14 protein-coding genes are annotated in these 15,971 nt (G+C 40.9%); 10 read left to right on the plus strand and 4 right to left on the minus strand.

The features are described from left to right. Nucleotides 1-3: 3 nt before the first annotated feature. The 4 genes from gyrB (at nucleotide 4) to ACTNBR_RS03575 (ending at nucleotide 6,425) form a co-directional block, all read left to right on the plus strand. On the plus strand, nucleotides 4-1,920 hold the full coding sequence (gyrB, locus tag ACTNBR_RS03560) for a DNA topoisomerase (ATP-hydrolyzing) subunit B (RefSeq protein WP_441016450.1): 1,917 nt from the start codon (nucleotides 4-6) through the stop codon (nucleotides 1,918-1,920). Between the two features lie 212 nt (nucleotides 1,921-2,132). Next, on the plus strand, nucleotides 2,133-4,703 hold the full coding sequence (gene gyrA, locus ACTNBR_RS03565) for a DNA gyrase subunit A (RefSeq protein WP_441016453.1): 2,571 nt from the start codon (nucleotides 2,133-2,135) through the stop codon (nucleotides 4,701-4,703). Beyond that, complete coding sequence (locus ACTNBR_RS03570; RefSeq protein ID WP_427807309.1) at nucleotides 4,693-5,373, plus strand: response regulator transcription factor; 681 nt, start codon at nucleotides 4,693-4,695, stop codon at nucleotides 5,371-5,373. Before gyrA ends, ACTNBR_RS03570 begins: the two co-directional genes overlap by 11 nt. After that, complete coding sequence (locus ACTNBR_RS03575; RefSeq protein WP_441016456.1) at nucleotides 5,373-6,425, plus strand: sensor histidine kinase; 1,053 nt, start codon at nucleotides 5,373-5,375, stop codon at nucleotides 6,423-6,425. The genes ACTNBR_RS03570 and ACTNBR_RS03575 overlap by 1 nt, the downstream gene beginning before the upstream one ends. Before the next feature lie 38 nt (nucleotides 6,426-6,463). On the opposite strand, the gene ACTNBR_RS03580 is transcribed toward ACTNBR_RS03575, so the two are convergent. Further along, nucleotides 6,464-6,715 carry a hypothetical protein gene (locus ACTNBR_RS03580; RefSeq protein WP_441016459.1) on the minus strand — a complete coding sequence of 84 codons (252 nt, stop codon included), beginning with the start codon at nucleotides 6,713-6,715 and terminating at the stop codon, nucleotides 6,464-6,466. Nucleotides 6,716-6,854: 139 nt separating this feature from the next. Between ACTNBR_RS03580 and ACTNBR_RS03585 the strand changes: the two genes are divergently transcribed. The 4 genes from ACTNBR_RS03585 (at nucleotide 6,855) to ACTNBR_RS03600 (ending at nucleotide 11,789) form a co-directional block, all read left to right on the plus strand. Continuing rightward, nucleotides 6,855-7,217 (plus strand): VOC family protein, encoded by a 363-nt coding sequence (locus ACTNBR_RS03585; RefSeq protein WP_441016462.1) that lies wholly within the window; start codon nucleotides 6,855-6,857, stop codon nucleotides 7,215-7,217. A 79-nt stretch (nucleotides 7,218-7,296) separates the two neighbouring features. Continuing rightward, on the plus strand, nucleotides 7,297-8,289 hold the full coding sequence (locus tag ACTNBR_RS03590; RefSeq protein WP_441016465.1) for a Fic family protein: 993 nt from the start codon (nucleotides 7,297-7,299) through the stop codon (nucleotides 8,287-8,289). 240 nt (nucleotides 8,290-8,529) lie between these two features. Beyond that, a complete protein-coding gene (locus ACTNBR_RS03595; RefSeq protein ID WP_441019150.1) occupies nucleotides 8,530-9,210 on the plus strand; it encodes an ABC transporter ATP-binding protein in 681 nt (226 codons plus the stop codon). After that, the gene (locus ACTNBR_RS03600) at nucleotides 9,210-11,789 is read left to right on the plus strand and encodes an ABC transporter permease (RefSeq protein ID WP_441042670.1); all 2,580 of its coding nucleotides are present in this window, start codon (nucleotides 9,210-9,212) and stop codon (nucleotides 11,787-11,789) included. The genes ACTNBR_RS03595 and ACTNBR_RS03600 overlap by 1 nt, the downstream gene beginning before the upstream one ends. Before the next feature lie 86 nt (nucleotides 11,790-11,875). On the opposite strand, the gene ACTNBR_RS03605 is transcribed toward ACTNBR_RS03600, so the two are convergent. Continuing rightward, complete coding sequence (locus tag ACTNBR_RS03605; RefSeq protein WP_441019154.1) at nucleotides 11,876-13,255, minus strand: aldehyde dehydrogenase; 1,380 nt, start codon at nucleotides 13,253-13,255, stop codon at nucleotides 11,876-11,878. Nucleotides 13,256-13,269: 14 nt separating this feature from the next. Then, complete coding sequence (locus tag ACTNBR_RS03610) at nucleotides 13,270-14,481, minus strand: iron-containing alcohol dehydrogenase (RefSeq protein WP_441019156.1); 1,212 nt, start codon at nucleotides 14,479-14,481, stop codon at nucleotides 13,270-13,272. Between the two features lie 214 nt (nucleotides 14,482-14,695). Between ACTNBR_RS03610 and ACTNBR_RS03615 the strand changes: the two genes are divergently transcribed. After that, on the plus strand, nucleotides 14,696-15,148 hold the full coding sequence (locus tag ACTNBR_RS03615) for a DUF2975 domain-containing protein (protein ID WP_427820739.1): 453 nt from the start codon (nucleotides 14,696-14,698) through the stop codon (nucleotides 15,146-15,148). Nucleotides 15,149-15,161: 13 nt separating this feature from the next. Then, a complete protein-coding gene (locus ACTNBR_RS03620) occupies nucleotides 15,162-15,386 on the plus strand; it encodes a helix-turn-helix domain-containing protein (RefSeq protein WP_427807327.1) in 225 nt (74 codons plus the stop codon). A gap of 170 nt (nucleotides 15,387-15,556) precedes the next feature. On the opposite strand, the gene ACTNBR_RS03625 is transcribed toward ACTNBR_RS03620, so the two are convergent. Continuing rightward, nucleotides 15,557-15,971 (minus strand): ATP-binding protein (locus ACTNBR_RS03625; RefSeq protein WP_441019158.1); only part of this gene is annotated, 415 nt, incomplete at its 5' end.

Consider the following 15,971-nt stretch of genomic DNA (forward strand, 5'->3'; position numbering starts at 1 on the left):
GGTATGAGTGCAGAATATGGGGCAGACCAGATCCAGATATTGGAAGGGCTGGAAGCAGTAAGAAAAAGACCTGGAATGTATATTGGAAGTACATCAACCAGAGGGCTTCATCATCTTGTATACGAGATCGTAGATAACTCAGTAGATGAGGCGCTTGCAGGATATTGTGATCACATTCAGGTTTTCATCAATCCGGATAATTCGATTACCGTCATTGACAATGGACGTGGGATTCCGGTAGGAATCAATCATAAAGCCGGACTTCCGGCAGTGGAAGTCGTATTTACCGTACTGCATGCCGGCGGAAAGTTCGGCGGTGGAGGATACAAGGTATCCGGCGGTCTTCACGGAGTAGGGGCTTCTGTTGTAAATGCATTGTCAAACTGGCTGGAAGTAGAAATCTGTTCTGAAGGTAAGATTTACAAACAGCGCTATGAAAGAGGCCATGTTATTTATAAACTAAAAGTAGTCGGAGAATGTGATCCGGCAAAAACAGGAACGAAAGTCACATTTCTTCCGGATGATACGATCTTTGAAGATACGGTATTTGATTATGATACATTAAAACAGCGATTCCGTGAGATGGCATTTCTTACAAAAGGGCTGAAGATCAGCCTTACCGATCTGCGTGACGAAGAACCGAGAGAAAAAGTGTTCCACTATGAAGGCGGAATCAAGGAATTTGTAGAATATCTGAACAGAAGCAAGACACCGCTCTATGAGCAGATTATCTACTGCGAAGGAACGAAGGATAATGTTCAGGTTGAAGTTGCGATGCAGCACAACGATTCCTACACAGACAATACTTACGGGTTCGTAAATAATATTACCACACCGGAGGGCGGAACGCATGTGGTAGGATTCAGAAATGCCCTGACAAAAACATTTAACGATTATGCAAGAAAGAATAAATTATTAAAAGACAGTGAGCCGAATCTGTCCGGGGAAGATATTCGTGAAGGGCTGACTGCGATCATCAGTGTCAAAATTGAAGATCCGCAGTTTGAAGGACAGACGAAGCAGAAGCTCGGAAACAGCGAGGCAAGAGGTGCAGTTGACAGTATTGTCAGCACTCAGCTTCAGATATTCCTGGAACAAAATCCTTCGGTCGGAAAGACGATCATTGAAAAATCCGTACTTTCCCAGAGGGCGCGTGAGGCGGCAAGAAAAGCGAGAGATCTGACGAGAAGAAAATCAGCTCTGGAAGGAATGTCTCTTCCGGGAAAACTGGCAGACTGCTCCGACAAGGATCCTGCAAACTGCGAAATCTATATCGTAGAGGGAGATTCCGCGGGAGGTTCCGCGAAAACAGCGCGTGACCGTGCAACACAGGCCATACTTCCGCTCCGTGGAAAAATCCTGAACGTCGAGAAGGCAAGGCTGGATAAAATCTATGCCAACGCTGAGATCAAAGCAATGATCACCGCGTTCGGAACCGGAATCCATGATGATTTTGATATTTCCAAGCTTCGTTATAACAAGATCATTCTTATGACAGATGCCGACGTAGACGGGGCTCACATCAGTACGTTATTGTTAACATTTTTATACCGTTTTATGCCGGAACTGATTAAACAAGGACATGTATATCTGGCACAGCCGCCGTTATTTAAACTTGAAAAGAATAAAAAAGTATGGTATGCATACAGCGATGATGAGTTAGATGCCATTTTGAAGGAAGTCGGACGAGACAGCAATAATAAGATCCAGCGTTACAAAGGTCTTGGAGAAATGGATGCCGACCAGCTCTGGGAGACAACCATGGATCCCGAACACCGCATTCTGAAACGAGTAACAATGGACGATGAGACCTCATCCGAACTGGACCTCACCTTCACCACCCTCATGGGCGACAAAGTAGAACCAAGACGAGAATTCATCGAAGAAAACGCGAAGTTTGTTAAAAACCTGGATATCTAGTATTTCGCAGCGGCAGTTGAAAGAAGAAAAAGACAATTTCATGTTCACATGAAAATTGGCTTCTTCTTCTTTCAAGGTTGGCATTGCAAATGCCAACCCATCGAGAAAATCGCAGATTTTCGAGATGGCTGCAGCGTAAGTTCTGCAGATTTTCGAGATACTGCCAGTCGTAAATGTTGCAGATGCATTCCAACCAAAAGGAGAATAAAAAAATGGAAGATAATATTTTCGACAAAGTCCATGAAGTGGATATGAAGAAAACCATGGAAGAATTCTATATCGATTATGCCATGAGTGTAATTGCTTCGCGTGCGCTTCCGGATGTAAGAGACGGCCTGAAACCGGTACAAAGACGAATTCTGTATTCCATGATAGAGCTTAACAACGGACCGGACAAACCGCATCGTAAATGTGCGCGTATTGTCGGTGATACAATGGGTAAATATCATCCGCATGGAGACAGTTCGATTTATGGTGCATTGGTAAATATGGCTCAGGACTGGTCTATGCGCTATACATTGGTAGACGGTCACGGTAACTTTGGTTCTGTCGATGGAGACGGCGCTGCCGCGATGCGATATACCGAGGCCAGACTGAGTAAAATTTCCATGGAAATGACGGCCGATATCAATAAAAACACGGTTGATTTCGAACCGAACTTTGATGAGACCGAGAAAGAACCGACTGTACTTCCGGCAAGATTTCCGAATCTTCTGGTAAACGGAACGTCCGGTATTGCGGTTGGTATGGCGACCAATATCCCGCCTCATAACCTGAGAGAGGTGATCGGTGCGGTTGTGAAGATTATTGATGATCAGATTGCAGATAAAGAAGAGACGACAATTGAGGAAATCATGCAGATCATAAAAGGACCTGATTTTCCGACCGGTGCCACGATTCTCGGAACCAGAGGAATCGAGGAGGCATATCGTACCGGGCGCGGAAAGATCCGGGTTCGTGCGGTGACGAATATCGAGCCGATGGCAAATGGAAAGAACCGCATTGTTGTTACAGAACTTCCGTACATGGTAAATAAGGCACGTTTGATTGAGAAAATAGCCGAACTTGTTAAAGATAAGAAGATTGACGGAATCACCGATTTGAGCGACCAGTCTAACCGAGAAGGTATGCGTGTCTGTATTGAGCTGCGCCGTGATGTGAATCCGAACGTCATTTTAAATCAGTTATATAAACATACACAGCTTCAGGATACGTTCGGTGTGATCATGCTTGCTCTGGTAAATAATGAGCCGAAGGTCATGAATATTCTTGAGATGCTGCAGCATTATCTGGAGCATCAGGAGGATGTTGTTACAAGAAGAACTAAATACGATCTGAATAAAGCGGAAGAGCGTGCCCATATTTTAGAGGGCTTACTGATTGCTCTTGATAATATCGACCGGGTGATCACAATCATCCGTGGTTCCAAGACGGTACAGATTGCGAAAGAATCCCTCATGAAGGAATTCAATCTCAGCGACGCACAGGCACAGGCTATTGTAGACATGCGTTTGAGGGCTCTTACCGGACTGGAAAGAGAGAAGCTGGAAGCAGAATATGAGGAGCTCATGAAGAAGATTGCCGAGTATAAGGCAATTCTCGCAGACAGAAAACTTCTCCTTGGTGTTATCCGAAAAGAAATCCTTGTCATTTCTGAAAAATACGGGGACGAGAGAAGAACTTCCATCGGATTCGATGAATACGACATTTCCATGGAAGATCTGATTCCGAAGGAAGATGTCGTCATCACCATGACGAAGCTTGGATATATCAAACGTATGAGCAATGATACCTTCAAGAGCCAGAACCGCGGCGGCAAGGGAATCAAAGGCATGCAGACACTGGAAGAAGATTACGTGGAAGAACTGTTCATGACGAATACACACCAGTATATCATGTTCTTCACCAGCACCGGACGGGTGTACCGCATGAAAGGATATGAGATTCCGGAAGCCGGAAGAACATCCAGAGGAACAGCAATCATCAATCTTCTGCAACTCCAGCCGGATGAGAAGATCACCGCAATGATTCCAATCAAGGAATACAGAGATGGCAATTATCTGTTCATGGCAACCAAGAAAGGTCTTGTGAAGAAAACACCGATCTGCGAATACGCAAATGTAAGAAAAACAGGGCTTGCTGCGATTACCTTACGAGAAGATGATGAACTGATTGAAGTAAAGACCACAGATAACGAAAGAGATATCATTCTGGTAACCAAATACGGACAGTGTATCCGTTTCCACGAAAAGGATGTACGCGCAACAGGAAGAACTTCCATGGGTGTTCGTGGCATGAACTTAAGTGACCGCGATGAAGTGGTGGCAATGCAGCTTGATATACAGGGAGAAGACCTTCTGATCGTGTCCGAAAAAGGTATGGGAAAACGTACCATGATGGAAGAATTCACCTCTCAGAACCGTGGCGGTAAGGGTGTGAAATGTTATAAGATTACTGAAAAGACCGGTAATGTAGTAGGAGCAAAGGCGATAAATCGCAATGATGAAATTATGATCATCAATACCGATGGAATCGTGATCCGCATGGAATGTAAGGGAATCTCCGTTCTCGGAAGAATTACTTCCGGTGTAAAATTGATCAACCTTAAGGAGAAAGAGGAAGTTGCCAGTATTGCCAAAGTGCGTCATGCATCCAAAGAGCTGGAGGGTGATATTTCTGAAAATGAAGAAGAACCGGTAGGAACTTTGGAAGAGATTGAGACAGTATCAGAGGATATGGAAGGCGATAGCAAAATGACAGAAGGACAGCCGGATGAGGAATAAAGTACTTCTGGTCGAGGATGATTGCCTCATCATAGAAAATCTGACAGAATTTCTGACAGGAGAAGGTTTTGAAATCTGTTCGGTCGACGGACAGCAAAAGGCAATGAACCTTCTCGAAGAACAAAAGTTTGACTTAATTTTGCTGGATATTACACTGGCACAGGGAAATGGATACAGCGTCTGCACGGCGGTGAAGGCGTTGTACCGGATTCCGATTATGTTTTTGACTGCACTGGACGATGAATTCTCAGTAGTGACAGGTCTGGATATGGGAGCCGACGATTACATCAGCAAACCATTCCGGCCGCGCGAACTGGTATCCAGAATGCGAATGGTAATCCGCAGATTTTACGGAGAAAAAGAAAAAATCCAGCTTCAGACAGGCAGACTGGAGATTGATGCATCAAGAGGAATCGTAAAAAAAGACAGCCGGGAAATCTTTCTGACCTCTTTGGAGTACAGACTTCTTCTGATGTTTTTACAGAAAAAAGGCAAAGTGCTTTCCAGAGATTATATTCTGGAAGAACTTTGGGATATCGCCGGTGAATATGTAAATGATAATACACTTACTGTTTACATTAAGAGGCTCAGGGAGAAGATTGAAGATTCACCTCAAAACCCTCAGATCATCAAAACAGTAAGAGGACTTGGCTATAAAATGGAGGAGTAATGGGTATTTTTCGAAACAGAGAAATTAAATTACAGTTATTGTCTGGAGAAGGAGCAACTGCATCTATCAGTGCGCTCCTTTTTTTCGCATCTGTATTTGGAAAAAATAAATGGTCACCGGAAACAGTGTTTCTGCTGAAAGGCGGAGCCGCAGGAGCACTTCTATGCGGAATCATTTTGCTTTTGATCTGGATGATATTTGCAGGAAAAAGATATCATGAAATCAGGGTACTTACCATGGAAATGGATGCAATCCTTCACGGAAAGGCAGACCTGAACTTAAGTAGAATGCGGGAAGGAGACCTGGAAATCCTGCGGGATGAAATTCAGAAAATGATCATAAGACTGAGGGAACAAAATGAATGCATCCAGAAAGAAAAACGGAACCTTGCCAATTCCCTGACCGACATTTCCCATCAGATCCGCACCCCGCTTACATCATTGAACCTGATGCTGGAAAAAATCAAATCACCGGAGACACCGGAAGAACAGAAACGAAAACTGTGCCGCGACATGGAACAGATGCTCGGAAGAATAGAATGGCTGATCACATCCCTCCTAAAAATGGCAAAACTGGATGCCGGAACCATCACATTTAAGAAAAATGAAATTTCCGTTCAAAACCTTATTCAGGAATCCATGCAGCCATTTGAAATCGCGATGGAACTGAGAAACCAGAAATTCACGACGCATGGCGAAAAAAATATTTCTATCAATTGCGATAAAAAATGGATGGAAGAAGCCATCGGAAACGTGATCAAAAATGCGATGGAACACACACCGGAAGACGGAACCATCTGCACTTCCTGGAGAGAAAATCCAATCTATACAGAAATTAGCATCACAGATTCAGGAGAAGGAATCGAAGAAAAAGATATGCCACATCTGTTTGAACGGTTCTACAGAGGAAGAAAGACAGAAACTTTGAATTTCGGTGTGGGACTGGCATTTGCAAGACTGGTTATCACATCCCACGAAGGAGTGATATTCGCCGAAAATGTAAAAGATGGCGGAGCGAGATTTGTGATTCGGTTTTATAAAATGGTGGTGTAGGAGCGTCCCCAGTTTCTTTTTCAAGGGGAGATTTGTGTTTACTTAATTACCGAAATCGTTCCTTCGTGAAAACTAATAGAACTAGGGCTGGCACTGAGTATTCCAAGATTATAATAACAATCTTTAGTAGCAGTATACTGGTAAGAAACTTCATTTGTATTGAAAATTTCCATTTCTTCTTTCAGTTCTTCATCGATAATAGGTAAAATACAAAAAATAGATGTTGAATGCCCATAAGTTGGATAAAGTGAGGATTCAAATTTGATAACATCACCTTTTTTTATTCCCATCCTGTATTATTCGGAGTAGTAAGTACCACAAGTGAGTTGTTCATCATAATAATTTCAGGAGTGCAATTCACATTAAAGTATAGTAATATAATAAAATGTTATGTTAACTGGAAATGCCGCAGAGAGGAGTGTAGAAAAAATGAAATTAAAAAATATCCTAATCGTTGTTAAAGACATCGAACGTTCAAAAGAATTTTATCACAAATTATTCGGTCTCGAACCTATTCTTGATAATGATGGTAATATGATTCTTACAGAAGGCCTGGTACTTCAGGATGAATCTATTTGGAAAAAATTCACAGGACAAGATGTCATCCCAGAGAATAATGCATGTGAATTATATTTTGAAGAAAAAAACATAGATGCTTTTGTAGAGAAGCTGGAAAATTATTATCCATCTGTAAAATATGTGAATCGCCTGATGACACATGCCTGGGGACAGAAAGTAGTCCGTTTTTATGATCCGGATGGAAACTTGATCGAAGTAGGTACACCGATGTAATTGAAGAATCCGAGAGAAATGATGTATAATGGAGGAAGAAAGTACGCAAGATAATACGTAAGTTAATGGAGGTATTTTCATGGATAATTACAAACCGCCTTTTACAATTACAAATGAGATATTATCATATGTTTCATCCATTTCAGAAAAAATCGGATGTATTACAGCAATCAATAGTTTGGAAGCAAAACCACACTTAAGAAAGAACAATCGTATAAAGTCTATTCACGCTTCTTTAAAGATTGAAGCTAATTCGCTTTCTTTAGGACAGGTAAGAGATGTTATTAATGGTAAGAATGTATTAGGAGAGCAAAAAGAAATACAAGAAATTAAAAATGCTTACATTGCTTATGATAAAATTTCTGAAATTAATCCATATAGTATCAAAGATTTAAAGAAATTTCATGGTATTATGACAAAATATGTTGTTGAAGAATCTGGTAAATTCCGTAGAGGAGAAGAAGGTGTTTTTAGTGGTGATCAGTGTATATTTATGGCGCCGCCTGCACAATTCGTTCCAGAGTTAATGGAAGATCTTTTTAGATGGATGCAGGAATCAAAATACAGTGTTCATCCTTTAATCTTAAGTAGCGTATTTCATTATGAATTTGTTTTTATCCATCCTTTTTCTGATGGTAATGGAAGGATGGCAAGATTATGGCATACTGCTATTCTTACAAAATGGAAACCGATATTTGAATACATTCCAATAGAAAGTCAAATTGAGAAGTTTCAGGAGGAATATTATGATGCAATTGCCAAGTGCCATGTAAATGGTGAATCTACAATTTTTATTGAGTTTATTCTATCGCAAATTGATAAGGTTTTGGATGATATTTCTAAGCAGGTTAGCGAGGATAACGAACAACTTTCGGAACATATCAAGAAAATGCTTGATGTTATGGAATATGATATTCCATACACCAGCAAATCACTTATGGAAAAACTGGAATTAAAATCAAAAGAAGGATTCCGCAGAAATTATCTTCGTCCAGCAATCGAGATGAATCTTATTCATATGACAATTCCGGATAAACCTAATAGCAGAAATCAAAGGTATGTTAAAGTTTGATGGGTAGGGGGGGGGGGGGGGGGGGGGGGGGGGGGGGGGGGGTGGTCCGTCAGGGTAAGGGGGGCGGCCCGCCCCCCCCCCCCCCCCCCCCCCCCCCCCCCCCTACCCGTCCCTCCAGTCACTTTTTGCTAAAGTGACAAAATTGTCATCTGTAAGTCATGGAGCTGTCATCTGACTTCGTTATACTACAAATTATAAAAAGATAATATGACAGTATATGGCCAAGGAGGAGTTTAAATTATGGAAATCTTAAGGGTAGAGCACCTGACAAAGATATACGGTGAGGGCAGTAACCAGGTAAAAGCGCTGGATGATGTTTCTTTTACTGTGGAAAAGGGAGAATTTGTTGCAGTCGTAGGAGCATCCGGCTCTGGAAAATCCACGTTGATCCACTTGATCGGCGGAGTTGACAAACCGGATGGTGGAAAGGTGCTCGTAGGTCAGACAGACGTTTACGCGCAGAAAGAAGAAGAACTTGCAATTTTCAGAAGAAGGCAGATTGGACTGATTTATCAGTTCTATAACCTGATCCCAGTTCTGACTGTGGAAGAAAATATGACACTTCCGGTTCTTATGGATGGAAGAAAGGTAAATGAAGAGCGTCTGGAAGAACTTCTGGACTTATTAAAACTGAAGAAAAGGAGGAAACATTTGCCGAATCAGCTTTCCGGTGGACAGCAGCAAAGAGTTTCGGTGGGAAGAGCGCTGATGAATGCGCCTACACTGGTTCTCGCTGACGAACCGACGGGCAATCTGGACTCTGAGAACAGCAAAGAAATCATGAAGCTTCTCAGATATTCGAACAGAACCTACGACCAGACATTGATCGTGATTACTCATGATGAAAATATTGCGCTGCAGGCAGACCGGATCATTTCGCTGGAAGATGGACGGATCGTGAGAGATGAGGTGATCCGGTAATGAACATTTTCGCAAAAATAACCTTTCAGACGATGAAACAGAATAAAGTCCGGACAATTGTATCAATCATAGGTGTCATTCTGGCGACCTCCATGGTGACGGGAGTTCTGGTATTTGGAGGCAGCATTCAGAATTATATGCTTGAGCGCGGAAAGCGGGAAAATGGAGAATGGCATCTTTACGAAGAAGCGCTTTCGAAAGAAGAATATGAAGAGACTGCAAAATATGATAATGTTAAGAAATGTGTTTCTATAAGGGAGCTGGGATATGGAGATATTTCTTTTCTGAGGCAGAAAAACAGACAAAAGATAGCCAATTATCTGTATATGCAGACGATGAATCCGGAAGCCGCAGAGCTTCTGGGAGTGAAGTTGTTGGAAGGGCGTTTGCCGGAAAATGAGAATGAAATCATCCTTCAGGAAGAAACAATTACCATGATTAGTACTCAGACCGGAGAACAGTATCGTGTGGTTGATGTAGGAGATACGATCACAGTTACGGTAGGCGACTGGATCATCGACGGAGAAAAGATAACCGGAAATCCTTGGATCGAATATCAGGAACAGGAGGATAAATACGAAAATTTTGCTCCGAAATATGAGAGAACCTATACGATCGTAGGTATCCTGGAGTCCTGGGGAAACAGCAATATGGGCGGCGGAGGTATGGACGCATTTACCGGGGAAATTCTTTCAAAGGAACATCAGGAAGAAGACAAAGAGGCGCCTTATAACACGTATGTACAGCTGAAAAATCCGCGAAATATCCAGAAATTTATCGAGACAAAAGGAAAAAGCTGGAACTCAAATGAAGCCATTTTAAAATGGATCGGAGCTTCCAGAAACAGTGCATACATGACACTTTTAGATGGTATCATGCAGATCTTGATCTTCATCATCGGAATCGGATCCATTTCACTGATCTATAATACATTTGCCATCTCGCTAAGAGAGAGAACAACACAATTTGGCATCTTATCTTCAGTCGGCGCGACAAATAAGCAGCTGAAAAAAGCCATGTGGTACGAAGCAGCTTCGGTGGCGGTCATCGGAATTCCATTCGGCATCCTTGCCGGTGTAGGAGGAATCGCTGTAACACTTCACTATATCGGTCCGTGGCTTGGAGGATGGATTCACGGTGACGAAGAAACGATCAGGTTACATGTGTATCCATACATCATTCCGATGACGATCCTGATCGTATTTATCCTGGTATGCCTTTCCGTCTGGGTGCCTGTCAGAAGAATACGTAAGATTACACCAATGCAGGCAATTCGCGCGACAAAAGATATAAAAATACGTTCCAAGAAAGTAAAAAGTCCGAAATATATTTTTAAACTGTTTGGAGTAGAAGGGATGCTTGCGGACAAAAATTACAAACGCGACCGGAAAAAATACAGAGCGACCGTATTTTCACTTACCATCAGCATTATCTTATTTGTGTCCGCGTCCCTGCTTTCAGAATATCTCATTTCAACCGGAGCATTTGTAATGAAAATGCCGGAATACGAGATCCTTTATACCAGTAGAGATTATAAAATGGATGAAATGGAAGAATTAGAAACAGAGAATAAAAAAATAGAACAAGTCTTAGACGAGATAGAAGGAGTAGAGCGATATCAGGAATATAAAGATCAATTTATTTATTTTGATGTAGAAGAGGCAAGATTCTGGTGCAATCTGATCTTTATCCCGGACGATGAATTTGTAAAATATACATATGGCAATAATCCGGTATATTACGATAAATATGTAAAATATGACACAGAAAAAGGAAAATATGTAGAAAAAGAATTCTTTGACGGAAAAGAAAATCTGACACTCCGATATTATAGAGAGCAAGTAATCCCAACAGAAAACGGAGAATATAACACAAAACTTTCCGAAGAAAAAGAAATCATTCTGAGTCATTCCATTGAAAATCTTCCGGATTATCTATTCGATTCTCAGGAAAACGGATATGGAAATGTCAGCATTCTTGTTCCGGAAAGCAGAATGGAAGAGTACCTGTTCAAGGATGATTTGTTTAATTCGGTTGAATCCAATATTGCAATCAAAGCAACAAAGTACAATTCGGTCTATCAGGAACTGGAGAAAAAAATGACGGATGAGGAACTGCTTGAAAATGGCTATCTGTCATGTGCTGCGAAAGATTATGAAAAAGACAGAGGAATGATTCTCTCTGTAAAGGTACTGACTTATGGATTCATTGTATTGATATCTCTGATCGCAGCAGCAAATGTGTTTAACACGATATCAACCAATGTCATGCTGAGAAAACGAGAATTTGCAATGCTTCAGTCTATGGGAATGTCCCGGAAGATGCTTCATAAAATGATGAATTATGAGTGCCTCATCTACGGGTTCAAGTCCATCAGTTATGGAGTTATCGGATCGCTATTGATTAGTGTACTACTGTTTGGCAATATCGCCAGAAGTGCACAAATTCAGTTTGTATATCCATGGAAACCTTTGTTTGTCGCAATTATCTGGGTTATGATCGTAGTGTTCTGCAGTATGCTGTATAGTATACAGAAGATTAAGAAACAGAATGTGATAGAAGAACTGAAAAGAGAATAAAAGCATGTGGCTGGTTTAGAATATTTAAAATCTAAGCCAGCCATTTTAAAAATTAAAAATCATGTATACCTAAATTGTTTAACATATTATTTCAAAAACATATGAATCAATTTCTTATTAAGAGAGCTATAAGGCTGATATCGCATAGGCAGATCCAGCCATGTCTTTTTATCTACAATACTCTTATAATGTGAGAAGGTCCGGAATCCGTCCCGTCCGTGGTAAGATCCCATTCCGCTTTCTCCGAATCCGCCGAATCCCATTTCGCTGGTAGCAAGATGAATGATCGTATCGTTGATGCATCCACCGCCGAATCCGCATTCGGAAGTTACTTTTCCGGCAACAGATTTGCTGTTGGTGAAAATATATAGTGCGAGCGGATGTGCCATGGAGTTGATTTTACGGATTGCTGCATCCAAAGAATCGTATGTCAGAACCGGAAGGACCGGTCCGAAGATTTCTTCCTGCATAACAGCATCGTCAAAGGTTACATGATCCATCAAAGTAGGTTCGATTTTTAACGTATCAGCGTCTGATCCGCCGCCGCAGACAACTTTCGCCGGATCAATCAGTCCACAGATCCGGTCAAAATGTTTTCGATTGATGATTTTTCCGTAGTGATCATTATGCAGAGCATCGGTTGTAAATTGTTTTTCAATCTGCAGTTTTATTTCCTCAATCAGACGATCTTTGATTTCTTTGTCGCAGTAAATATAGTCAGGTGCCACGCAGGTCTGCCCGCAATTCAGGTATTTTCCAAATACGATTCTTTTTGCGGCCAGCTTTAAGTTAGCACTTTTTTCTACAATACAAGGGCTCTTACCGCCAAGTTCCAGTGTGACCGGTGTGAGATGAGAAGAAGCACATTTCATGACTTCTTTGCCGACTGCCTGGCTTCCGGTGAAGAAAATGTAATCAAAATGTTCGTTCAGAAGGCAGGTATTTTCAGAACGTCCTCCGGTTACTACTGCAACATATTCTTTATCAAAGCATTCTTCAATCAGTTTTTTCATAATTTCGCTCGTATTCGGAGAATAGGCGCTCGGTTTTACAACAGCTGTATTTCCGGCGGCGATGGCATCTACAAGAGGATCAATCGTCAATAAAAATGGATAATTCCAGGGACTCATGATCAGTACAACACCGTACGGAGACGGTTTCTTAAAACTGCGGGAATGAAATTGTGCGAGCGGAGTGAGAACAGTTTTCTCTTTGGAAAATTTGCGGATATGTTTCAACATATAGCTGATTTCACTCAAAACAAGCCCTGTTTCGCACATGTAGCTTTCAAATGCACTCTTTCCCAAATCTTTTTTAATCACTTCGTTAATTTCATTTTCATATTTCAAAATGCATGACTGCAACTTTTTCAAAGCCTGTATTCTGTAATCTACATGAAGTACAGCTCCGGTATAGAAATATTTGCGCTGTGTTTCAACGATTTCTCTGATTTCATGTTCCGTCATGAAAATTCTCCTTCCTACTGTTCAGGTTGTGGCATCAATTGATAATAAAATGTTTCAAGCTCTTTGGCGTCCATCAGTACCGGAACCGGATAAAGTGGATTTGCCTCCTTATCGGCATAGTGAGCGAGTTTTGGAATATCTTCCTCCCGAATCGATTCAATGGTATCTCCAATCTCAAATCTCTTTTTCATATCTTTGATTGCAAGAATAAATGTTTTCGCAGCTGTTTCATGTGGTGTATTTTTATCTGCCAGTCCGGCAGCGATTGCGAGTTTGTGGAGCTTTTTGTAAATCGTGGAAACATAAGCTTCCAAAACAAGCGGAAGAATCACTGCATTTGCCAGTCCGTGCGGAACATTGTATTCCCCACCAAGAGAATGAGCAACAGAATGAACATAACCTACATAGGATTTTGTAAATGCACATCCGGCATAGAAAGAAGCATGCAACATTTTCTTACGGGCCTCCTCATTTTTACCATCTGTATAAACCGTATCAATATTTTTAAAAATCAATTCGACTGCTTTCAGAGCATCTTTGCGGGTTCCATAAGTTGTAGAATTTCCAATATAGGCTTCTACTGCATGTGTCAATGCATCCATACCGGTGGTTGCGGTGATAAATGGAGGAAGACTCAAGGTTACCTTTGGGTCAAGTATAGCATATCTGGGAATCAAAGGAAAATCATTGATTGCATATTTATGTCGTGTCTCAGCATCGGTGATCACTGCAGCAAGCGTTGTTTCACTTCCGGTTCCGGCTGTGGTGGGAACAGCAATCAAAAGTGGAATTCTTTTATGCACTTTCAGGATTCCTTTCATCTTGGAAAGAGGCTGTTTTGGTTTTGCAATCTTAGCTCCCACTGTTTTGGCACAATCCATACTTGAACCACCTCCAAAACCGATGATGGCATTACAATTATTGAAAAGAAATAAATCCATTGCTTCAGCAACATTCTTTGTAGTGGGATTAGCCACGGTTTTATCATAAATCGTATATTTAATATTATTTTCGGAAAGTACTTTTTCAAGACGCTTCGTGAGGCCAAGCTTCATGATTCCTTCATCTGTAATAATCAGTACATGATTATAGTCGCGTTTCAGCAGAATCTCAGGCAAAGCTTTGACACTTCCAAGAATTTTAGGCTTTCTATACGGAAGAAATGGAAGTGCAATTCGAAAAACTGTTTGAAAAGAACGGCAATAGAGCTTTCTTAGTGTGTTCATAATGATAATCCTTTCTTATATTTTACATATAAAATAGTTTTATAGTCAAACAAAATTAATATAACAGCCTGCTGCGAATTTGTCAATTATCAAAAACACCATTCATAAAACAATAAAAAAATATCGAATATCAATAAAAATATATTGCAATTCAAAATAATGTGGAATATAATGACAGAAACAGGAAGTAGAAAAAATACTGGAGGTATAATCAATGAAGTATGAACGAATTAAAAAGCTGACAAAATTAATTCTGGACATTATGTTTTTTACGGGAATTATTGTTCTGATCACGCTGCCGATATGGCTCAGATTTGCCGGAACACATTATTCAAAAGACATAGAAAACCATTATTTGGCAATGGTGATCGTGTTTGCAGTATCCGGTTTAAACGGACTTTTAATCGTAAATGAATTGCGAAAAATGATGAAGACAGTTCTGGAAGTGAATTGTTTCGTGGAAGATAATGTAAAAAGTCTTAGGAGAATGGCAAGGTACAGCCTGGTAATTTCTATTTTCTTTTTTATCAAAGTATTACTGGTTCCAACTCCTGCAACTTTGATCATTATTCTTGTGTTCTTTATTGCAGCGCTGTTCAGTGTGGTACTTTCCTGCGTATTTCAGGAAGCAGTCAATTACAAAGATGAAAATGATCTGACGATTTAGGGAGGTGTATCTTGTGGCAATCGTAATTAATCTGGATGTCATGATGGCTAAACGTAAAATGGGACTCACCGAGCTTTCAAAAGAAGTGGATGTCACCATGGCGAATTTATCTATTTTAAAAAATAATAAAGCAAAAGCAATACGCTTTACCACATTAGAAGCAATTTGCAGGGCTTTGGACTGCCAGCCTGGGGATATTCTGGAATACGTACCGGATGAAGATGCAGCCTCAGAATAAATATTAATGTATTAAAATTGTAAGGAAGGAGAATCTTTATGTATGAAATATGTATCAAAGACAATTACCGATATTTTGCAGTTTGCGCCCTCTGGCGGTCGCAAATGCGTTTTTCAACGGCCGCTATGCGGAGCAGAACGGCCGCTCGTATTTAGTTGATTGTTGATAAGTTATCGTATGTTTATCTTGATTGTGTAGTGTTTTGTTGCTCTTTTCATGATGGAATTAGCAGACACTTCATCATTCAAAATCATAGCTTTCCAGCTGTCTGGATCCCGTTGAGAGCAAACGATCGTACTCCGGTGCTGTTCATTGCGTTTCTCCAGTAATTCAAAAAGAATCTTGATTTCGCGCTCATCTGTGATCGTATGAAGCAGAAAGTCATCAAGGATGATCAGATCCCATTTAAGATACTTTTTCATCTTGCGGGCATATTTATCATAGTCCTGCTCTTTAAGAGCAACCATGCTCTCCAGGAGCTCTTCACTATGAAAATATCCAACGTTATATCTATTGCAGGCTTTAATACCAATGGCCTTGGCCAGATAGGACTTTCCGGCATCAGATTCGCCGAGAATACAAAGA

The organism is Bariatricus sp. HCP28S3_F11 (genome assembly GCF_052065395.1).
Taxonomy (GTDB): domain Bacteria; phylum Bacillota; class Clostridia; order Lachnospirales; family Lachnospiraceae; genus Allocoprococcus.